Origin of the sequence: Arminella tubonensis, assembly GCF_003240585.1 — a bacterium.
GTDB classification, from domain to species: Bacteria; Pseudomonadota; Alphaproteobacteria; order Rhizobiales; family Rhizobiaceae; genus Rhizobium; species Rhizobium tubonense.
In genome coordinates this window covers 1-20,521 of sequence record NZ_PCDP01000019.1, presented here as the reverse complement: position 1 = coordinate 20,521, position 20,521 = coordinate 1, and the positions used below count along the sequence as shown (strand labels likewise).

Sequence of the window (20,521 nt, the reverse complement as noted above, 5' to 3'; positions counted from 1 at the left end):
GATGCCTAACCGGCCCGGTTGCCGCTCTCGTCGAAGATATGCAGGTATTGCTGCGGAAAGGAAACCAGGACGGATGACGCGACTTTGAGCGCCTCCCGATCGAGCGTGAATATCTTGAACGGCAGGCCATGAAGGCTCAAATGCAGGATGATGCCAAAACCGGTCGGCTCGATCAATTCGAGATTGGCGGCCATGCCGCTTCCATCCTCGGTCATCACGACATGCTCTGGCCTGATGCCAAGCGTCACGGCCGACCCGTTCGCCAGTGGCGCCGGCTCTGCGAGCGCGACGAGCGTTCCATCTTTCAGCCTGATGCCGGCGTTGTCGCCCGACAGCTCGTAGGTAGCCTCCAGAAAATTCATGCCTGGAGAACCGATGAAGCCCGCCACGAAGAGATTGGCAGGGCGGTCGTATAGCTCGAGCGGGCTGCCGACCTGCTGGACGATGCCCGCATGCATGGCAACGATCCTGTCGGCCAGCGTCATTGCCTCGATCTGGTCGTGGGTGACATAGATGGACGTGGCCTTCAGATCCGCGTGCAGCTTCTTGATCTCGGCGCGCATTTGCTCGCGAAGTCGGGCATCGAGGTTGGAGAGCGGCTCGTCGAAGAGAAAGGCCTTTGGTTCACGCACGATGGCGCGGCCCATGGCGACGCGCTGGCGCTGTCCGCCGGACAATGCCTTGGGGCGCCTCTCCATCAATGGACCGAGACCAAGTTTGGCGGCGGCGCCGGCGATGACGGAGGCAATGCGCTCGCGCGGCGTCTTCTTCAGGCGGAGGCTGTAGCTCATATTGTCGGCAACGCTCATATGCGGATAGAGCGCATAGGACTGGAACACCATGGCGATGTCGCGATCCTTGGGGGCGAGGTCGTTGACGCGATTTCCGGCGATCCGGATTTCGCCCGAGGTGACGTCCTCGAGCCCGGCGATCATCCGCAGCAGCGTCGATTTTCCGCATCCCGACGGCCCGACCAGCACGACGAACTCGCCGTCTTTGATCTCGAGGTCGACGCCGTGCAGCACGGGGACCTTGCCGTAGGATTTCTGGATGTTGCGGATATCGATGGATGCCATTTTTCTAACCTTTGACCGCGCCGGCCGTCAGGCCCTGAACGAGATAGCGTTGGATGAGCAGGAAGAAGATGCAGGCCGGGATCAGCGCTAGGACGCCCGCGGCCATCATCTGTCCGAAGTCGACGGAGAATTTCGATACGAAGGTCAAAAGGCCGACCGGGAAGGTCGATGCCGAATTGCTGGAAATCAGCATCAACGCAAAGAGCAGTTCGCTCCAGGCGGCGGTAAAGACGAAGCCGAGCGTTGCTGCGATGCCGGGCAAGGTCAACGGCAGGATGATCTGGCGGAAGGCGATGAACTGGGTTGCGCCGTCGATCATGGCGGCCTCTTCCAGGTCCTTGGGAATGCCGTCGAAGAAGGATTGCATCAGGAATGTCGCGAAAGGCAGGTTGAAGGCCGTGTAGACGATGACCAGCCCCGTAAGGCTGTTGGTCAAGCCGAGCGGCGACAGGATCTTGAAAATCGGCGCAACCAGCATGACAAGCGGAAACATCTGCGTCAGCAGCATCAGCCCGACGATCCAGTATTTCCCCTTGAACGTGAAGCGCGAAAGAGCATAGCCCGACAGCGATGCCAGGATCGTCACCACGACCGACGTGGAGCCGGCAACGATCAGGCTGTTGCGGAAGAAGATCGGAAAGTCGCTGTGCTTCAGTACGAAAGCGAAATGATCGAAGGTGATCCGCGACGGCCACATCCGCACGCCTTCGGTATAAAGGAGGTCATTTGGTGTCAGCGAGACCTTCAGCAGCCAGAACAGCGGAAAAAGGGCGAAGACGACATAGGCGAGGATTGCAAGCCGATGGGCAACTGTGAGGAGGACGGGTTTGGCTCTCATTGCGTCAATCCTTGTTCAGCAGCGTCTGGCGCAACAACACGACAAGCATTGAATAAATCATCAGCAAGACGAGCAGCACGAGGGCGATTGCGGACGCGTAGCCGAAGTCCAGCCGCTTGAAAGCCTGGGTGAAGATATAGCTTGCGACGATCTGCGTCCGGTCGGCGGGACCGCCATTGGTCATGACGACGATCAAATCGGCAAAATTGGCAATCCAGACCGTCCGCAACAGGACTGTGATGGCGATTGTGGGGGCCAGGAAGGGCAGGGTGATGGAGCGAAAGCGCTGAAAACCGCCGGCGCCATCGATCGCTGCGGCCTCGTAGAGGTCGCGCGGAATGGCCTGCAATGCGGCGAGCAGGGTGATCGCGAAAAACGGGATGCCCCACCAGACATTGGCGATGATCGGACCCCACATCGCATAGTAGGGACTGGACAGGATATTGTCCGGCTGGTCCATTAAACCGAGAGCATAAAGCCAATGGGGAATGGGTCCGATGACGGGGTTGAAAAGCCACGCCCAGTTGAGGCCGGTCAGGAATGTCGGTACCGCCCAGGGCAGGAAGACCAATGCCTGGACGACGCCTCGCCCCCAAAAAGGCTTGTCGAGCAGCAGAGCCAGAATCAGTCCGAAGATAAATTGCAGGAAGACAGACGCGCCGGTCCACCACAGTGTGTTTTTAAGCGCTCCGTAAAATGCCTTGTCCTTGGCAAGCTCCCGAAAGTGTTCAAGGCCGACATAACCGCCGGAGAACGGCTTCAGAAGCTGAATGTCGCGGAAGGCATAAGAGATGCCAAGGACGAGTGGCACAAGCATGACGGCCACGATCAGGATCAAGGTTGGGGCGCTATACAGATAGGCCTCGGTCGCAATGGCGATCCGCTTCCTCAGGGGTCTCCTGACGGGTCGCGGATCGATCGGGACGGCGGAAATCGTCATCAGGCAGGTGTTTCCCGTTTGCCGGCATCTGCCCTGGAGCATGCCGGCCAATTCATGGAATGGAGGTCTTGCTGGCGTTGTTGCCGCCGGTGCCGAAGCGAATTTCTTCGCTCCGGCATGTTTGTCAGGCCCAGATTATTTTTTGGTCGCGAGAAATTTCTGCTGGGCCTTTGTCAGGTAATCCGCCCACTGGTTGGACAGGTCCTCCGGCGAAATGTCGCCAAGCAGCGCCTGCTCGCTGGTCTTGATAGCAAGCGAATCCTTGAAGTAGGCGAACTCCTCGAGATAGGTCGGCATGACAGTCGGGACGACGTTCTTGTCGGCAAGCTCTTCGAACCAACCTTTGAACTGGTCGCCCGCATAGAACGGGTCCTTTTCAGCCGCCTTATGGATCGGCAATGCGCCGATCTTCTTGTTCCACTCGACATTGCCCTCCGGGCCCTCAAGCGTCGCGATCAGCTTCCAGGACAGGTCCTTGTTCTGGCTGGCCGTCATCATCGACCAACCGGCGTAACCGATGGTCGGGAAAGATTTGCCATCCGGGCCCTTCGGGAGAGGTGTGACGCCGAAGTCTTCCGGCTTCATGCGGTCGGCGATGGCGATAAGCGCATCCGGATCCTGGTCGAGGAAGGCGCAGGTGCCGCTGTAGAAGCCGGCGACAACTTCGTTGAAACCCCAGTTGACGCTATCCTTCGGCGCCAGGCCCTTCTTATAGAGGTCGACCATCCAGGAGATGCCCTTGCCCCAGCCCGGGCTGTTCATCGTCGACGTGCCGTCGTCGTTGAAATACGTGTTCGAGCCGGCCATCGAGGCAGCGAAGATCATCCAGCCGTTGAGGCCGCCCGGTCCGCCACGCATGCAGTAGCCGTATTTGCCCTGGATCTTCGATACCTTCTCCGAGTCAGAAACGAACTCGTCCATCGTCTTTGGAGGCTCGGTGACGCCTGCTTCGGCGAGGAGCTTCTTGTTGTAGAACAGCGCGCGGAGATAGAACCCGTAGGGCAGCATGTAGGCGGTGTTGTTGACATAGCGGCCGAGCTCGAGGGCACGGTCGGTCAGGCCTGACGTGTATTGCCACTTGGCGATATAGGGCTCGAGGCTTTCAAGCATTCCGTTATTGGCATAGAGCGAAAGCCATGTATCGGGCATCTCGACGACGTCGGGAATTTCACCCGCAGACACCATGGTTGCGAATTTCTGGAAGGCTTCGTTCCAGGGCAGGGAGGTGATTTCCACCTTCGTGCCGGGATTGGCGGCTTCGAATTTGCCGACGATCGATTTCAGGGTCTCGGTTCGCTCCGGGCTGGTGATCACTTCCACCAGCTTGATCGTTGTGTCGGCAAATGCAGTGCCGGACATCAGGGCGGCGAACAATGCGGCAGTCAAAAGTCTTTTCATGGTAGTTCCCCCTTTTATGAGCTAGGTTTAAGTTCCTGATTTTTCAGTTGGAACCAGAAGAAGCAGCCATCGCAGCTTCAAGATCGCTCCACAGCGCCTCGGTTCCTTCAAGGCCGACATGGAGACGCACGGACCGCGGATGAATGCCGAAGGCATGCGCGGAATTCGGCTGGGCCTTTTGCTGAAGGACGACTTGGCCCGGCACGATCAGGCTTTCATGGCCGCCCCAGCTGACGCCGAGTTTGAAGAGCTTCAGACGATCGGCGAAGGCGCGGATATCGATGCCTTCGCGGAAGATAAACGAGAACAGGCCTGATGTGCCGGTCAAGCCGTTCGGCAGTCGGTTGGCGAGACCCGGATGGCAGACGGTTTCGACGATATCGAGATCCTGGAGACGTTTGGCGATGGTCATCGCCGATGCTTCGTGCGCCTTCATGCGGATGGGCAGGGTCCTGAGGCCACGGATCAGCAGCCAGGCGTCGAAGGGCGACAGCTTGCCGCCAAGATATGGGTAGGCTTCGGCGCGGACCCGACCAATCAGCGCCTTCGACCCGACGACAATGCCGGCGACGACGTCGCTATGGCCGCCGAGATATTTTGAAGCGGAATGAATGACAAGATCGACGCCGAGCGCCAGGGGCTGCTGGAAGATAGGGCTTGCCCAGCTGTTGTCGATGACGGTCAGGACGCCATGGGCCTTGGCAAGCGCTGCAAGCGCCCCGACGTCATGTGCCTCCATCACCCAGCTGGTTGGGCTTTCCATGTAAAACAGCTTGGCGCCGGGAAGAGCCCGGGCGACGGCCTCTTCGTCGCGGCCGTCGACATAGGTAACCTCGACCCTCATGCGTTGAAGGATGGTGCCGAAAAGCCGGAACGCGTCAGGATAGACATGCTTGACCGCGACAATGCGATCTCCCGGCTCGACGAAACTCAAAACCGTCGACGATATGGCGGCCATGCCGCTTGCGAAACCGAGCGCGTCTTCGCCGCCCTCGAGCTTTGCGAGCATTTCCTCGAACATGCGGACGGTGGGGTTGAGGCCCCGCGTATAGATCGGCCGAACCTTTTCGCCGCGATAGGAGGCGATCATGTCATCGTAGTCGGTGAAAGTGAAAAGTGAGGTCTGCACGATCGGCGGCACCACTGCTTCGAAGGCGTTGCCTTCGTCATGCGCGACGATGAGGGAAGCAAGATCGAACGGATCGGAGCCGTTGCTCATTGGGACATGTCCTTGATGTCTTCTTCGACAATTTCGAGAATCTTCAACGTTTCCAGACGGGCGGCCTCGGGATGCCCGGCGACGATGGCGTTGAAAAGGGTGCGGTGAAAGGGAAAGGACCGGCGGGCAAAGTCCAGCCGGTCGAAAGGATGGGTCCAGAAGCGCTCGAAGGCCTCGCGCATCTGCTCGAGCAATTGCTTGAACAGCGGGTTGTGGGTGGCGTCGTAGACGGCAAGGTGAAATGCGAGGTCTTCCGGACCGGCGGCGCCCTTCAATATCTGAACCCGCTCCATTTCAACCAGCTTCGCCTCGATGATGACAAGGTCTTCGGCGGTTCGCTTTCGAGCGGCGACCATGCCCGCCTCGACTTCGATGCCGCGGCGAACTTCGAGTGTCTGCAGCAAGGCGTCGCGCAGATGCACGGGGTCGAACGACAAGGGCATGTGGATTGTTGCCGAGGAAACGGGCTTCAGCAGATAGGTTCCGCTTCCCTTTCGGGTTTCGATGACGCCCAATGCCTGGAAATGGCTGATCGCCTCGCGGATCGTCGAGCGTCCGACAGCCAGTGCGGTCATCAGCTCGCGCTCGGCAGGTAAGCGGTCGCCGGCCTTGAGGCTCGCCCGCTGCACATAGCTTGCCAGCGCCTCGGTGACCTGGCGGGCACGATCGATCGCTGGAAGCGGCGCTATCGCCGGCCTGTCTAGGTGGTTCGCCTTCATCGTTCCCCGATATTCTTTTGATACAGGCCGATCACAAAATTGGTCTGACATCCTAGCATTATGTGCCGTCTTGCTAATGTCAAGTGCGGATCGGCGAGCGGCTGGTCCGGGTCGCTCGCAATGTCCTTTTGGACCTCCGGAATGGCCTCGAAGTACCTTTGACGATAGCCCTAACCTTTGAGCACTCGACCGAACCCATCTCTTAAGCCACTGATTTGAAACATTTTAAGGGAGCGGCCTCGGCGTTACTCGGTAGAAAGGCTGACGAGTAAGGCCTGAGTTCAGAGACTGCATGTTTGTCAGGAGATCGCCATCGCGCGGCCCGTATGAACTTCAGGCAACTGTCGCGGTGGATAACTGGACCCAGGCCGGCATTGCCAAGGTGCCAGATCAGGGTGCCGGGGGACCAAATATCCACTCTTGTGTCCCAGCCTACTTCCCAGTGCACTGCCCTCGCCAGCTTGCTGACTTGGCAACGACATTTGCCAAACCAATCGACGATTACTCAGAAAGCGATCGATCTCGCAAATCTTGAATTACGGACGATTGTTATACCCGCCGCGGCTCTCACGAGCCTAGAAAATTCAAGGGGCAGGAGTAATGACTGGCATTGGGATAAGAATTCCCAAGAAATTTGATAACGCCTCGACTGAGTTTGAGGTGAGGTACTATGCGCGATCAAAAACAGGTATGCGCACGTTAAATGGCGACGAAGGACTTGAACAAATAAATTCTTACCGACATCCCGCTGGAGAGCTTCGCCCCGCATGGCATGCAGAAGTGATCAAAACGAGAGACGTCCTACTGTCGGAATTAACGACCCCAGATGACGCCCTCGTCGCAGTTCTGTTTGATATCCGGAAGGGTTTCCATTTCGCCGTAAGGGACGAATTGAAGCGAAAATGGGCCGAGACGGTCCCCTAATTGAAGAACTGCGAACGGTCAGACGGCCGGACGGTGTGCCGGCTGGACACATTCCGGTTTCCGGAATACGAGTCGAATACGCCTTTTGGCAAACTGCCTGAGCCAGCGTCGAACGCGCGAGGCACATAAATGGAGCGACGGCTTACCGCGATCCTGGCCGCTGACGTAGTCGGCTACAGCAGCCTTATGGGGAAGGAAGAGGTCGGAACACTGGAGCGGCTAAAGATCTGCCGCCGCGAGTTGTTCGACCCCGCCGTCGCAGAGTTTCGAGGCCGCCTCATCAAACTCATGGGCGATGGTGCGCTGGTCGAGTTTGCCAGCGTGGTCGATGCAGTGCAGTGCGCCGTAGCGATCCAACGAAAGATGGCCGAGCACGATCCGGCCGTCCCGGAGGCGCGGAAAATTCGCTTCCGCATTGGCGTAAATCTAGGCGATGTTATCGTCGAGGACGACGATCTTTACGGTGACGGCGTCAACGTCGCCGCGCGGCTCGAGGGTTTGGCTGAGCCCGGCGGCATTTGCATCTCGGGCACAGCCTTCGATCATGTCGTTCACAAGGCCGATGTTGAATTCACTAGCCTTGGCGAGAAGAGGCTCAAGAACATTGTTGACCCGGTTCGCGTTTACCGCGTTCTGCTCGATTCCAGCGCGGCGGGAGAGGTCACCGGGACGTCCCATCGGCCGAGCGCTCGCACGGTGATCCTGCCGGCGATCGGAATTGCGGCGCTGCTGATTGCCGTCGCAACTGTTGCGTTCCAGTTCGATTGGCGCAAGCCTTTAGCTCCGCAGCGGACTTCGGTCGCTATCCTGCCATTTGCCAACCTGAGCGGCGATCCGAAGGAGGACTATGTCTCAGACGGCATCACTGAAGATCTGATCACCGACCTCGCCAAACTTGCCGGCGTAGATGTCATCGCCCGCGATTCCGTCTTCCCCTATAAGGGCAAGCCTGTCGTCCTTGCAGACGCGGCGCGCGAGCTGGGGGTGCGCTATTTGGTCGAAGGCAGCGTTCGGCGGGCCGGCGAACAGCTCCGCATCAACGCGCATCTCGTCGACATGACGAGCGGCAAGAATGTCTGGGCTGACCGCTTCGACCGCCGCGCAGCGGATGTATTCGCCATTCAGGACGACTTGCGGCGAGAGCTGGTCAGCGCGCTCGGCATAGAGCCTTCGGCTACTGAAGCTAAGCGCCTGTCGCGCGCGCCGACGGCAAATCTTGAAGCCTACGACTACTTTCTGCGTGGCGAGCAGGCAGCACGCAACGGCGAACGCAACGCGCTGCAACAGGCGCTGGCGTTTTATGACAAGGCAGAGGAGCTTGATCCTTCTTTCGCCGAGGCCTTTGCTTTGGACGCGCGCACAACCGTCAATGTCTGGCGCGCTAACTTCAACGACATAATTCAGAGCGCCCCTGCGCGGAAGAGGGCGTATGAGAAGGCGAGCCTCGCCTTGAAGCTCGATCCGGACCTCTCGTCGCCCTACGCCATTCTCGGCATCATGCAGGTCGTGGATCGTCGCTACGAGGAAGCGATCGCATCTGCGGAGCGCGCCGTCGCGCTCAGTCCGGGCGACGCAGCAGCACAGATCGCACTAGGCTACGTCCAGTTGTTTGCAGGTAATCACGCCGAGGCGGGTGCGGCCGTCGAAACGGCACTGAGGCTCGACCCCAATCTATCTGCTATCGACCGGGAAATCGCCGGCCTCGTCTTTCTCCTGAAAGGAGACACCTCCAACGCCATCGAAACGCTCGAACGCACTCGCGACGACGCACCGGCGGTTAGCGAATTTAGGATAGTGCTCGCCGCGGCCTACGCCCGCGCCAATCGCCTGCCGGATGCGCGGACGGCACTTGCCGGGGGGTTACAACTGCTATCCGGATCCGAATCGTTCAATGAGCGGTCTTTGGCTGCATGGCGGATCGGCTATGCGCATTTTCGCAATGCTGAGGATTTGGCACTGATCATAGACGCGCTGCACCAGGCTGGCTTGCCCGAGTGGCCGTTCGGGTTCACCGCTGACGAAAAGGACCGGGTGAGGGGCGCGGTCCTGGCGCCCCTCGTTCTCGGCCACACGTTGCAGGGCAAACTCGAACCGGGCGGTCAACCGGCCATCCTACAGATCGGACAGGATGGCAATGCCGGATTTCGCTCCATGACCCGAATGTATACCGCAAAACTCTATGTCGATCGCGACCTGTTGTGCGAGCAGAGCGAGAACATGTTTGGGCGGCCTGATTGCGGTCCCGTTTACAAACGCAATGGAGAAACTGGCGAAGACTATACCTATGTCAACTCGGGCACGGTGTTCCACTTCGCCGCGGTCAACTAGACCGCCGTAACCTCAGTGATAATCATTCTTAGCCAGTTCATCCTGCTTTTTCGGCCAATTCGCATCGGCCTTCGGCACGGCTTCGCTGGCATGCATCGCAAAAGCCTGGGTAGCCTCTTTACCATATGTAAAATAGAGCTTACCGTCGATGATTGCGAAAGCCTCCGGGTTAATGTTGACGGTGACCGATCCTGAACCGGCAACCTCTGCAGCACAGTAGCCCCCATACTGCGGCGCATATTTCACGGGATTTTTCTTGAACAGCTCGCGGTGCTCGTCGCTGGCAAAATACCAGGGTGTCCCCAGCCAATCGTAGGAAATTTTCTCCGACCCTTTGACCGCCCGATTATCCAGGAAATAGGCGACCGGGTCGTAGCCATCGATGGCAACACCACCGAAATAACCCGTATTGACCCTGCCGTCCGCCAGCACCGGTCCAGAATAAGCCAGCACGAGAGCCAAGAAGGCCGTTCCCGTGATTAAATGCATTGACTTTGCGAGTTTGCGGCTCGAAATCGTTTTGACCATGATCCTTCCTCCAATCAGTCGCTCACGCACTTTTGGTACCACTCTTCGCTGCCGAGAATATTTACCGGCGGGCACGTGACCCCATGCTGTTTGTAAAGGTGAACGATATCCTTGTTGCCTTTCCAAAGAGCGCGGGTAATCGGAAGGTAACCATGGATTTCCGGGTGGCCGGGGTCGGCGCCCCGCGCGATCAGCAACTCGGCAACATCGGCATGATTTGTCTCCCCGGCCACCATCAGCGGCGTGACGCCAGCCTTGTTGGCTGCATCTTCAAGGGGAGCGCCTTTCGCGAGCAGTTGTCGCGCTATCGTCGCGCTGCCGACGTAGGCAGCCGCGTGCAACGGCGTGAAGCCGCCAGAGTTGCGCGCAGTCACGTCTGCCCCCTTGCTCAGAAGCAATTCGACTGTGGAAGGTTGGTTGCTCAATGTTGCATTGATGAGCGGCGTCGCCTGATCAGGACCTCGGCTGTCGACATTGGCACCACTACCCAGCGCCCGCTCAACGGCCTGTGTATCGCCAGTCGCTATCGCATCGAACAGCGACTGCCCAGACGCAGCCATGCTCCCCACAGCAGACCCAGCCACCAATAACATCAGAAACCATCGCATCCCCACCAGTAGCATACTCTGGGGCGTTTTTCCATCAAAGACGCTAAGGTGACTTTTAGAGTGTTAGAGACATGGCTCGACAAGCGCTCTATCTGCCCGCACGCCTCGATCGATGATGAGGGGTATTTCATCGACGTTATGTTTCCAACGAGGCAAAAAGCTCCAATGCCGCAAATTCTCCGCAAAACCTTTGGGTCGCTTATTATCCAACCCTCCAACGAATGGCCAGGCGCTCTGCCCTGACGACAGCCTGGCGATCAATACCGCGGCTCGGCCGTATCTCAAGTATCGAAGCCTCTCGAACGCCGTTCATAGCGGACATTGAATGAACATCGTAACACCCTCAATCAGCGGCTCATCGTCTTCTTGCATGGCATCGGCGAAGCCGGGGCGAGCATGCTGCCGCTCGCATCCTCCGAAGGCGCAGGGATAGCGAAGGCTTCCTCATCAGAACTCTAAGTTGACGAGCCCCCAGGGCATGGCCGATTTCCTGCTTGTCATCCGCCGTCCTTCAGCCTGGAACCTTCACTGCGGCTGGCGGTTCACCACCCGAGAGGGTGAACGCATCGGTTTTTCCGATTTCTCGCTGCGGGCAACGAAACGCCAGACGAGCATCTTATCCGTCCGCCGCGATCTCATCCTATCAGACCCCTCCCATATCGCCTCCCAAGGCTCTTGCAAGAGCGTATCGTAAAAGCGGTGGACTCGACTGAGAGCGTTGACCACGCCATCCGGCGTCTCGTGGAGGATATCGAACCGCTCGTCCTTGCCTAAAATTCAAATAAAAGTGGAACGACTTCTGCAACGGAACGTTGTCCGTGCATTAGCCGCACGCCTCCGAAAGTTGAGCGGGTCTGGCGCGAAGAGCATAGGGATTTTCCCGTTTTCTTCCTATGATCGATGAATGGGCAGACGAGTTTTCGACCTCCTGGTCTGCAGCTCGCCGACGTCCAGGATAACGCAAAACGCTGGAGGAAAGACATGCGTCGTCCAGTCGTGAACAGTCGAGTTCAGCGCGAGCCTGAAGATCATCCCGACGCCGTTCCCCAGCTTTGGCTTACGAACAGGCAGAACACAGCGATCATATTTCTCGACCGCTACCATCCTGAACCGCAGCCCACCTCCGTGATCCCAGGCGTGTCGGACATAACCATGGAGGAGTTGATCGGCAGAAACGCCGTTGCCGAAGTCCAAGCTCCTGACGGGAAGGAGCGAATTTTCATTCTCCTTGCGAGCGGCCAGGACGAAGTCCGTCGGCTGGCGCTTCGAGAAAGGTGGCGCCGTCAGAGAGCAGGACAGACCCTGTAGGCCTGACAGGTTAACGCAACTCCTCGCGTGCATCGACATGCGGTCGTTGGCTGCGAGCGCTGAGGGGCGCTGAGGATTGGAGGAAGTTTGCAACCAATGCCTTCGCTGCCTTATACGGGTGCGAGGGACAGGTCCCCGCCGTCACCCATCTCGCGGTACTTTCATAACTCTTGAGCGGCCGCGAACCGCGTGACGTTCAGGACCGTTCCGGCGAGGGGCCGGTCTCAAGGTCGACAATCTCTCCAGATGCGATCATCAACAGTTCGAAGACCGAGGTTCTGGTCCGTTGCTCGTCGTGGGTCAGCGCTCTGATGCGCTGCAGCTTCCTGAACATGAGAAGCTGCTCGTAAAAGCCGCGGCAGAGCATGCGGAGCCGCCTGAGCTCCTCAGCGTCGGCGATGGCCATGCCGCTCCAGTAGTACCGGGCGACTGGGAAGACCAGATCGGAGGGGGGTGGGAGGAGGTGCTTACGTGTTGTGAGCATGGCTGTTCCTCTTACATCCTGGAAGTCCTAGGAGTAACGCGTAGAGGGTGCCTTGTCGAGTTAAACAACCGTGGATTTGCGAGTATACAGGAGAAGGGCGCCGCCCTCCGTCTGTGGGGGAGCCTTTTGATAGGGGCGTGACCGCCTGAAAAGGTCCGCCAGGAGTCACACGCTGCAGCCGGATCTCATGGATTGAAGAGCTAATGCAGCAGGTCGGTCCTCAGAGCGTCGACTAAGCGGACGACGCTGTCGTTGCCGCGATTGAACAAGAATATCGCCCGCGACATTAATAGCGCATCGGGCTCGCTGGATGTCGAGCGACACCATTCGGACAGCGCGGCAATGATGACTTCAGCGTCGTCTTCGTAACAATTGAATGACAGGTCGTGCATGACGCCACCTCCGAGCGTCTCAACATGCGCCTCAATCATTACAAGTAGTTGCTTCGAATGGATCAACCTTTAGGGATAGCGAACAAATCGAGGTCTCCCCACACTCCATAAAGAGCCCTCCTGTTGTTCTTTTATTATTGACGGGTCACGGTCCTGATTGAGAGAACGTCGTGCTTCATAGATTGGTCAACCAATTCAGCGAAGGCGGTGGTTCGGCGATTTGCGGCCCTCAAAGGAACGAACCAATGTCCTGCACGATCAGCTTCCTGGCGTTCGCAAATTATGGGTCTGCGGCGGACTCCATTTCCGCGACCTCGATCAATTTGGCGCAGCTCGACGCCATTCCTGCTTCCTACGAGGCTAGGCACCGGAATGGACGAACAGCATAGGCGCCGGCGACGCCGAGGCCGCGCTCTCGGTGAACGGCCACGAGAAGCTCTGGCTTTGTCCAGTAAACGAGCCGTCTCTCTATCAAACGATTGCTGGAATGCCGCGCCGCGTCGCCCGCAACCATCATCCCGACGTCGGCATTCTTACTAATGATCCCATCGCCGGAGCTGGCGAGCGTCAGTTCGAGGCGACCGATGCGATCGTCTCGGCGGTCAAGACGTCATCGGGGTAAACTACGATCCGCATACGGCGAGGACTTCGCTCGCCAAGGTCCTGCTCGCGACTTGGCGGCGGTATCGTAAGCCCATCATGGTGTCCGAGACGAGCTGGCACGATGGCCACCCAATCCATCACCGGCGACATCCCAGCTTACATAAGGGAGGCTGGCTCCAGCATGTCATCGACCAGGTCGATGTTGCGAGATTCCATGGGGTCGTCGTGGTCGGGGTGTGCTGGTATCCGATCGTCGACTGCCCGCCCTGGCATGCGCCGTACTCTCGTAGCCGCTGGAGCCATGGTCTCATCCGTCGGACCTGTCGGTGGACCAAACCTTTCGGCCGAGATTGCATATTACATTTCCTAGCGGCTTTCCCCCGGAGGAAGCAGACCGCAATCCTCCATCTGCGAGTTGGAGGATTGCGGTCTCGGTCCCGCCAAAATCGGGACCGGTCCAAGTTACGGGATATCCGAAACATGGGAAGGGCAAGACCCGGGCGGACTTCTACCGCTTTTGGTCGGGCGCTCTACCCGTTATGCGGGGGGTAGTCCTTTCGAGTGACCCCGGAACGAATCACTTCGTGCTCCATTGAGTCGCATTCGTTTCATATCGAGGACGACCCGAGGAAGAGGGCGAACCGGTGAAGAAAACTCAGATAGCTATATGTGTCGGATTCTGATGGCCGGAATGACCGTCGTCTGGTGCAGCGTTGTCGTTAGCCGCCTGGCTGAATTTGCGTTGATGATTGATTGATCCATGGAAAAAGACCGTCGAACCTTCAAGCCCGTTCGGATACTTGTCGCCGGCAAGTACAAGACAGTTCACACCGTCTTGGGCGCCGGCAAGATGCTTTTGGATGAATGGCCGAATGAAACCGGTCCCGCACGCCACAGAGCCCAGATGACCGTTCTCGATGCCATGAATGAAGCAAAGTCGCCGGAGGAGGTTCGGTCGGCACTCCTGATTGCGGCCTCTGAGGCTCACCTGGATTACAAATAGGGCGAGGACGCTCGCTGTCTCTCGCTGTCTCTGGTTATCAGCTCGCTACCAGGAGCATGCATACCCCATACCGGGTGATCGGAAACATTCGACGACTTCGCCGGAGCGCGGTCGCGGGATCTCGAAGGCGCCGTCCGGAACTGAACGGAACCGGATAGTTTCCCCTTGGAAGGAGGTGGCATGAAAGAGGCCGCGCCCGCTGAGAGAACGGATCACTGAGATGCAGGTGATGATCGAGGGACAGTCACACTTCCAGCCTTTCGGCTTACCTTATTGGGGTTTCGCAGATCTCAACAAGGGAGTTGGAAGCATGACTGCCTCTTATGATTTCCATATCGGCGTCGAGGACCACAAATCCTACAGCCATCTGGTGGTGCAGGATTCGGCGGGTATAACGCTGCGCTCTGGTCGTGTGAAGAATGACCGCCCGTCGCTTGTTGGGTTCCTTGAGCGGTACCGTGAGAACTCGCATGCCGTTGTCGCGGCGACCCGCAACTGGATGGTGATGTACGATTGGCTCGACGACATTTGTGATGATGTCGTTCTCGCCCATCCATTGAAGGTGAAGGCTATCGCCGACGCCAAGATCAAGACCGACAAGATCAACGCCACGGTCTTGGCGCATCTGCTGCGCGCCGACCTGGTACCCGAAGCCTGGGCGCCAAGCGAGAAGTCACGGGAGCTGCGCGTCGCCCTGCGCGAGCGGATGTTTTACGTGCGGCTGCGCACAATGACCAAGAACCGGGTTGTTACCGTGTTTGACCGGTATCCGGAGCAGACAGCCCAGCTCAAGAAGCTCGGCGACCTGTTTGGCAAAGCGGGCCGTGTCCAACTGGCACAGGTCAACGTCTCGGAAATCGACCGCATTCAGATCGACCGCGGCCTCGAGTTCATCGGCGACATCAATGAACGGATCAAACAGTCGGAGACGACGATCCGGGCGATGACCAAGGCCAATGCCAATGTGAAGCTGTTGAAGACGATCCCCGGCATTGGCGAGTTCTTCGCCCGGCTGATCGATGCGGAGATCGACGACGTCCGCCGCTTCCGCAATGCCAAGAAGCTTGCCGCCTATGCCGGGCTTGTGCCGTCGACCTATTCGAGCGGCGGCAAGACCTATCATCGCAAGATCATCAGGCAGGGCAACAAGTGGCTGCGCTGGGCCTTCGTGGAAGCGGTTTCTCCCGCCATCGCCAGCGATGCGCAACTTCGTGCCCAATATGAACAATTGAAGATTAGAGGAACAAACAAGGCGCGGGTTGCCGTCGCGCGCAAGCTTTTGACGATCGCCTTCCAGATTCTGCGTGACCAGCGCGCTTACGAGCCGCGCAGCACCGCAACGGAAGGCGCGTCGACGATATCCCGGTTGTCCTGATGATGTGCTAGCGAGCCCGGCAGGACTGGGCTGCGCTCATTTAGGAGAATGGGAAACCGGGAGCCGAACGCCACTCTGTGACCGAAGCCGAGAGGCATCAGGGTCACGAATTGGAGCATGGTTCAAGAACCGAAGGACATGTTTGTCCAGCGGACGAGAGACTTTAGTCGATCGGCGAAAATGCCGGTCAAATAACAACAGAACCCAAGGAAAAGCCCGCAAATGCTGGTGTTTTACCCCTTGTGTTCTTTCATTGGAGAACAGTCATGGCCGAGGACAGGAAGATCGTCGAAGTGACGGTGACGAACGATGTCGGAGAACAGGTTCCCGTCGGCATCATGAATGCGAAGCAGGCCCTATCTCTTCCCGAGGAGATGGAAGTTACCGTTTCCCACCCCGATCGCGAGACCGGAACAAACGACGAATTGATGGGTCGGGACGAGCTTCGAACTCTGACGGAGGCTTGGATAGCGCCAGTCAGGATCCGGTTTCCGGCGCCCATAGGTGAAGATGCTGAGGATCGCTCAGAGGAAGCGAGGGCCGCCGTCCGCAACGTGCTGGAGGAAATCGTGGCCTCGGCAAACGAGGCCGGCTGGGCGACACGGGAAATCACCGACGCTTTAATTGAGGTGGTTCGATCGCTAACGGATGCCAACCAGGCCGATCCGGATCCGGCTGATGATCCTTTAGGCCGCGACCCTATTCGGGAACAGATCGGCCGTGGCGAACAGTACGATTGAATCCTCCCTCGATGGGGAAGCCTCTCAGTGGGCCCTTTACGGAAAATTAACTAGCTGCAACGATCCCGGCCGCAGCCGCTCGAAGGATGCATGTCATCGTCCAGCACCGCCGGACGTCTCCCGGGTGATGGACCTATCAATGGTCTGCAGGGGATCTAAGCCTCGGAGTCAAAGGCCGACATGCGCTTTACTGACCAATATAGGGAACTTACCCGCCTCCCAGGTGTTTGTGGGAATTGCGCCAATCGCGCTCCGGAGTATTCGGTGAGCAAGCACATTGAGACAGGGGCGCCGGTTGATGCGGTGAATGAGCAGGGGCGGGGACGCGCTGCCGAAACGCCGAACGAGATACCCGCAAAGGGATTGAAGGACGTGCTCTATAGGGTGACGTCGGGTGTCCTAGAGGACCGCGTAACGTTGATTGCTGCCGGCGTAACCTACTATCTGCTTCTCGCATTGTTCCCGGCGCTCGGCGCACTGGTCTCGCTCTATGGCTTCGTCGCAGATACAACGACCATCGCCACTCACATCGGCTTCCTTTCACAGCTTTTCCCGCGTGGGTCCTTTGATCTCATCAACAACCAGTTGACGGCGCTGACAGAGCAGAAGCCCCAGACCCTCAGCATCGGCTTTGTGACCGGGCTGGTTATCGCATTGTGGAGCGCAAACAACGGCATCAAGGCTCTCTGCGACGCGATGAACGTTGCTTACAAAGAAGCGGAATCGAGAGGCTTCATTCGATACAACTTGATTTCACTCGTCTTTACGTTTGGTGCTGTTGTCATCGCCGCCGCATTGATCGCTGCCATCGGCGTCGTGCCCGCGGTGCTCAGCTACCTCTGGCTTGATCGCTGGGCCGAAATCCTAATACGCCTCGCTCGTTGGCCTGCCATCCTGGGATTGACCCTGTCGGGGATCGTCCTGCTCTACCGCTATGGGCCAAGCCGCGAACAGGCAAAGCTGCGCTGGTTGAGCTGGGGAGCAGCGTTGACAACGCTGCTCTGGTTGCTCGCATCGATCGCATTTTCCTTCTACCTCGATCACTTTGCCAATTACAACGCCACCTATGGAACGTTGGGCGCGCTCATCGCATTCATGGTATGGGTCTGGATATTGATCATTATCCTCATCGTCGGAGCGGAGCTGAATGCGGAGCTCGAGCATCAGACCGCAAAGGATTCGACGGTCGGCCCGCCGCGACCGATGGGCGAACGAGGCGCGCATGTTGCCGATACCATTGGAAGAAACTCCGATTGACAGCGGCGCCCCCTGTCAAGCAGCACCGGACGCAGAGTTGGAACTTGGCCTTTTGACGAGGCACGAGCCCGAATTTGGATTTCATTGGATCGCTGTATAGCGATTGAAGGCCTCTTGTGGCGCCCGGTGCGACCCAATGGCATCACGCCTATTGTGGGAACAACGCTGAGGCTGCAGCAACCTCGGTGCGCATCGCCTCCAGCGAACTCCGGAGAACCCGAATGTCGGCACTGAAAGCGGGTGCGGCATCGTGCTCCTCCCAGTACAAAAGCGTGTCGTGCCAACCTGCAGCCGTTTGGAGCAGGCCCCGCATCCGCTGCAGGGTCCGCTCGTCCATCTGCATCCCGGCTCTTTCCGCGTTGTTGGCAAGTTCGACGAGATCGTTCGCCTCCGTCCCCCAGATCGGCAACGCGATCCGATCTCCTTTTCGATGTCGCCGATCTGAACTTGTTCCATCTCGGCCAAATGCGGCTCCTTTTGAAAAATCTGACGCTTTAGATACGAACGACACTTGGGTCGTTTCCGCTCGCATCAGCTTCGGCGGAGATCGATGCGGCTTGTGACCACCGGCTTGCCGGTCTTCGGGTCCGTATCGATCGTGGTGAGACGCATGCCGGACGCTCCAATTTTTTCTATTGTCATCTGCGCTTTCCGATCCCCGTTCACGTCTTTCGCCCACGTGATGCCTAGGTTGATCGTGTCACCGGCACGCTTCCCGCTGAGGCCGGCAGTGCCAGTCCCGGCGCCGACATAGGATCCGGAATAGGTGGGGCCGTTCGCCTCGAGGTCTGCGGAGATCGCGCGGGAGAAGATGGCGAGGCTCGTGCATTTGCCGCCGAGGGACAGCGAGGCGGCTGTCGTATCCGACGTGAAGCGGCAGGTGACATTAATAGTCGGGGCGTTGACGCGAACCTTGACGGTGCCTTGTCCGCTCCAGCTTCCTGCAAGTGATTTAAGGAATGGGGCCTCGTCGGCATGGGCGATGCCCGACAGGAGCGCGAGCGCAGTGGTCGCAATCGACAGGGACTGCGTAACGTATCGGTTCATGAAATTGTCTTTCGGACCGCGGTCACCACGACGTCGGCGTACGCAGATCATGGAGGAAGGTATGATGGCTAACCTCGCCGCTACGCCTTTGTTCCAACCGCATCGAAAGTGTCTCTGAACGGCTATGTTGGGTGCTATAGGAGAGGGCTCTTGCTTCCCTCGGCGTCGCATCGGTTCAATTCCTCAGCAAAGGTCGTTTGCATCCCGAGCACCGAGCTGAACGAACTCCCTGCCGTCGCTAGCAGCCGGAAGACTGGTAGAGGTGTCTATAATCTGCCAGGCCCAGCCTGCTCTTCAACCACGATGTAGCGCTTGCTCTGACCAGCGCTCGTACAGGATCTGAGTAGCCGACTTCAGACATTTGAGACCACCGCCCCGATGACGATCAGCCCTGCCATTGCCACGCAGATGCTCCACAAGACTGCTGCAACCCGAGCGTCCATCTGTGGCCAGGACGACCGGCTCTCGGCGGGAACGTGGCGCGATGAGGCATCCTGAACTCTTGCCATGAATGCCTCCTATACCCGATCTTTGGGTGGTTCGTCCCTAGCGCTACGCAGGCCCTTCTCGGCCTGTTCCTTCAGCTTGTCACGAGATTCGTCCGCCGTCTTCGGATCGGTTCGGGCGGCATCACTAGCGGGATCGGTCTTCTCTTCGGTCATCAACGCATCTCCTATGGCTCCTTGTCTAACTAGGGGGGAGGCACATCGTTCCGGATAAAGCGGCTGCCGTCTGGGTTAGTCACTGGCACCCGGACGCAGGGCTCTATTGCGGGTAGCGCGCATTCAGCTCAAACGCCTTGAACGCGCCGTCGGCTCCAGAAACGTGGGGCGATCGGCCGGCGTGCTGGAACTGCGAATCCAAAGGACGAGCTGGTGAAGCAGCAACTGCGTATTCGCAGAGGGCAAGAGGCAACCAGGCGTCGCATCTGTGCGGAGCGCGACGCCTGGCTGTCTTAGGCCCGCATGATGGGATACGGCCTGCCCCTCAATCGCCAAGTCTCCGTTTGGTTCCGTCGCGGGGCAGCCACGGAGATTTAGCGGGCGGGCCTGTGAGGCGCGGTTGCGTCTTATCGATCCGTTAACCATTTCCGCCAAGTGTGATCACTCGGCGATTCGTCCGCTCTCGAAGGAATGCACCAATGTCCCGCACCGTATGCCTTCTGGCTTTTACAACGACCATGGTGTGTTTCCCGCTCGCCGCTTCGGCTGCCTCGGGGGCAGAACCAATCTCCGCGACGTCGATCAATGCAGCCCGGCTTGACGCCATCCCCGCCTCTTATGAGCCTGCGCCCAATAACGTAGATCCAATCGCAACAGGTAGCATCGGCGCATCAGCGACGTCCGCGCAGGTCGCAACGCTCGTACGGAAGTCCGAAGCAGAGGTACCATCGGCAGCGGTCGCGAAGCTTCAGGTTCTTCTCGACCGGGCCGGAGCATCTCCGGGCGTCATCGACGGTTTGGACGGCGCCAATTTTCGCAACGCCGTCTCAGCGTTCGAAGCGATGAAGCGGCTGCCGGAAGACGCCAAGATTGGGCCCCAGGTCATCGCCGCGATTGACGGCGTCAATCAGGTCATTGGCAGTTACGTGATTGAAGCGCAGGACATCGCGGTGGTCGTCGGCCCGATCCCCAAGGATTATGCTCGGATGGCGGAGATGAAATACCTCGGATATGCGACAGTCACCGAAGGATTGGCCGAGCGTTTCCACATGGGAGAGGATCTATTAAAGGC

General features: G+C 58.5%; 22 protein-coding genes. 8 read left to right on the top strand and 14 right to left on the bottom strand.

The annotated features are described in order from the left end of the window. Positions 1-5: 5 nt before the first annotated feature. The 6 genes from CPY51_RS06440 to CPY51_RS06415 all read right to left on the bottom strand — a co-directional run bounded on the left by CPY51_RS06440 (position 6) and on the right by CPY51_RS06415 (position 6,190). Complete coding sequence (locus tag CPY51_RS06440; RefSeq protein WP_111159465.1) at positions 6-1,076, bottom strand: ABC transporter ATP-binding protein; 1,071 nt, start codon at positions 1,074-1,076, stop codon at positions 6-8. 4 nt (positions 1,077-1,080) lie between these two features. Next, entirely contained in the window at positions 1,081-1,914 is an 834-nt protein-coding gene (locus tag CPY51_RS06435; protein WP_111159464.1) for a carbohydrate ABC transporter permease, read from the bottom strand. A 4-nt stretch (positions 1,915-1,918) separates the two neighbouring features. Further along, on the bottom strand, positions 1,919-2,854 hold the full coding sequence (locus CPY51_RS06430) for a carbohydrate ABC transporter permease (RefSeq protein WP_111159463.1): 936 nt from the start codon (positions 2,852-2,854) through the stop codon (positions 1,919-1,921). A gap of 135 nt (positions 2,855-2,989) precedes the next feature. Next, on the bottom strand, positions 2,990-4,252 hold the full coding sequence (locus CPY51_RS06425) for an ABC transporter substrate-binding protein (RefSeq protein ID WP_111159462.1): 1,263 nt from the start codon (positions 4,250-4,252) through the stop codon (positions 2,990-2,992). A 43-nt stretch (positions 4,253-4,295) separates the two neighbouring features. Beyond that, positions 4,296-5,471: a PLP-dependent transferase gene (locus CPY51_RS06420; protein ID WP_111159461.1), complete on the bottom strand. Its 1,176-nt coding sequence runs from the start codon at positions 5,469-5,471 to the stop codon at positions 4,296-4,298. Continuing rightward, complete coding sequence (locus CPY51_RS06415; RefSeq protein WP_111159460.1) at positions 5,468-6,190, bottom strand: FadR/GntR family transcriptional regulator; 723 nt, start codon at positions 6,188-6,190, stop codon at positions 5,468-5,470. Before CPY51_RS06415 ends, CPY51_RS06420 begins: the two co-directional genes overlap by 4 nt. Positions 6,191-7,243: 1,053 nt before the next feature. Here CPY51_RS06415 and CPY51_RS06405 point away from each other — a divergent pair. After that, the gene (locus CPY51_RS06405; RefSeq protein WP_111159458.1) at positions 7,244-9,442 is read left to right on the top strand and encodes an adenylate/guanylate cyclase domain-containing protein; all 2,199 of its coding nucleotides are present in this window, start codon (positions 7,244-7,246) and stop codon (positions 9,440-9,442) included. 12 nt (positions 9,443-9,454) lie between these two features. Here the strand turns inward: CPY51_RS06405 and CPY51_RS06400 are convergent, their stop codons facing one another. After that, on the bottom strand, positions 9,455-9,970 hold the full coding sequence (locus CPY51_RS06400; RefSeq protein WP_111159457.1) for a YHS domain-containing (seleno)protein: 516 nt from the start codon (positions 9,968-9,970) through the stop codon (positions 9,455-9,457). Between the two features lie 14 nt (positions 9,971-9,984). Further along, a complete protein-coding gene (locus tag CPY51_RS06395) occupies positions 9,985-10,563 on the bottom strand; it encodes an ankyrin repeat domain-containing protein (protein WP_244598495.1) in 579 nt (192 codons plus the stop codon). 996 nt (positions 10,564-11,559) lie between these two features. Between CPY51_RS06395 and CPY51_RS06385 the strand changes: the two genes are divergently transcribed. Beyond that, on the top strand, positions 11,560-11,886 hold the full coding sequence (locus CPY51_RS06385; RefSeq protein WP_146260085.1) for a hypothetical protein: 327 nt from the start codon (positions 11,560-11,562) through the stop codon (positions 11,884-11,886). A gap of 196 nt (positions 11,887-12,082) precedes the next feature. On the opposite strand, the gene CPY51_RS06380 is transcribed toward CPY51_RS06385, so the two are convergent. Together CPY51_RS06380 and CPY51_RS06375 are read right to left on the bottom strand one after the other, a co-directional pair. Continuing rightward, positions 12,083-12,370: a hypothetical protein gene (locus CPY51_RS06380; RefSeq protein ID WP_111159454.1), complete on the bottom strand. Its 288-nt coding sequence runs from the start codon at positions 12,368-12,370 to the stop codon at positions 12,083-12,085. A 200-nt stretch (positions 12,371-12,570) separates the two neighbouring features. After that, positions 12,571-12,762, bottom strand: coding sequence for a hypothetical protein (locus CPY51_RS06375; RefSeq protein WP_146260084.1), 192 nt, complete (start codon positions 12,760-12,762; stop codon positions 12,571-12,573). A gap of 487 nt (positions 12,763-13,249) precedes the next feature. On the opposite strand from CPY51_RS06375, the gene CPY51_RS33725 reads away from it, so the two are divergent. The 5 genes from CPY51_RS33725 to CPY51_RS06350 all read left to right on the top strand — a co-directional run bounded on the left by CPY51_RS33725 (position 13,250) and on the right by CPY51_RS06350 (position 17,740). Next, positions 13,250-13,384, top strand: coding sequence for a hypothetical protein (locus CPY51_RS33725; protein ID WP_275540453.1), 135 nt, complete (start codon positions 13,250-13,252; stop codon positions 13,382-13,384). A gap of 741 nt (positions 13,385-14,125) precedes the next feature. Next, positions 14,126-14,368, top strand: coding sequence for a DUF982 domain-containing protein (locus tag CPY51_RS06370; protein ID WP_111159452.1), 243 nt, complete (start codon positions 14,126-14,128; stop codon positions 14,366-14,368). Positions 14,369-14,678: 310 nt separating this feature from the next. Further along, entirely contained in the window at positions 14,679-15,743 is a 1,065-nt protein-coding gene (locus tag CPY51_RS06365; protein WP_111159594.1) for an IS110 family RNA-guided transposase, read from the top strand. A gap of 266 nt (positions 15,744-16,009) precedes the next feature. Next, on the top strand, positions 16,010-16,483 hold the full coding sequence (locus CPY51_RS06355) for a hypothetical protein (RefSeq protein ID WP_420820673.1): 474 nt from the start codon (positions 16,010-16,012) through the stop codon (positions 16,481-16,483). A gap of 264 nt (positions 16,484-16,747) precedes the next feature. Next, the gene (locus CPY51_RS06350) at positions 16,748-17,740 is read left to right on the top strand and encodes a YihY/virulence factor BrkB family protein (protein WP_244598493.1); all 993 of its coding nucleotides are present in this window, start codon (positions 16,748-16,750) and stop codon (positions 17,738-17,740) included. Positions 17,741-17,888: 148 nt separating this feature from the next. On the opposite strand, the gene CPY51_RS06345 is transcribed toward CPY51_RS06350, so the two are convergent. From CPY51_RS06345 to CPY51_RS32455, 4 genes are all read right to left on the bottom strand, one after another. Beyond that, a complete protein-coding gene (locus CPY51_RS06345) occupies positions 17,889-18,149 on the bottom strand; it encodes a hypothetical protein (protein WP_111159450.1) in 261 nt (86 codons plus the stop codon). 122 nt (positions 18,150-18,271) lie between these two features. Beyond that, positions 18,272-18,787 carry a hypothetical protein gene (locus CPY51_RS06340; RefSeq protein ID WP_111159449.1) on the bottom strand — a complete coding sequence of 172 codons (516 nt, stop codon included), beginning with the start codon at positions 18,785-18,787 and terminating at the stop codon, positions 18,272-18,274. Positions 18,788-19,140: 353 nt separating this feature from the next. Next, positions 19,141-19,296, bottom strand: a complete 156-nt coding sequence (locus tag CPY51_RS32460) for a hypothetical protein (protein WP_154677717.1) — start codon at positions 19,294-19,296, stop codon at positions 19,141-19,143. Positions 19,297-19,305: 9 nt separating this feature from the next. Then, complete coding sequence (locus CPY51_RS32455; RefSeq protein WP_154677716.1) at positions 19,306-19,449, bottom strand: hypothetical protein; 144 nt, start codon at positions 19,447-19,449, stop codon at positions 19,306-19,308. A 479-nt stretch (positions 19,450-19,928) separates the two neighbouring features. On the opposite strand from CPY51_RS32455, the gene CPY51_RS06335 reads away from it, so the two are divergent. Beyond that, on the top strand, positions 19,929-20,521 hold a 593-nt coding region (locus CPY51_RS06335; RefSeq protein ID WP_195909439.1), incomplete at its 3' end, for a peptidoglycan-binding domain-containing protein.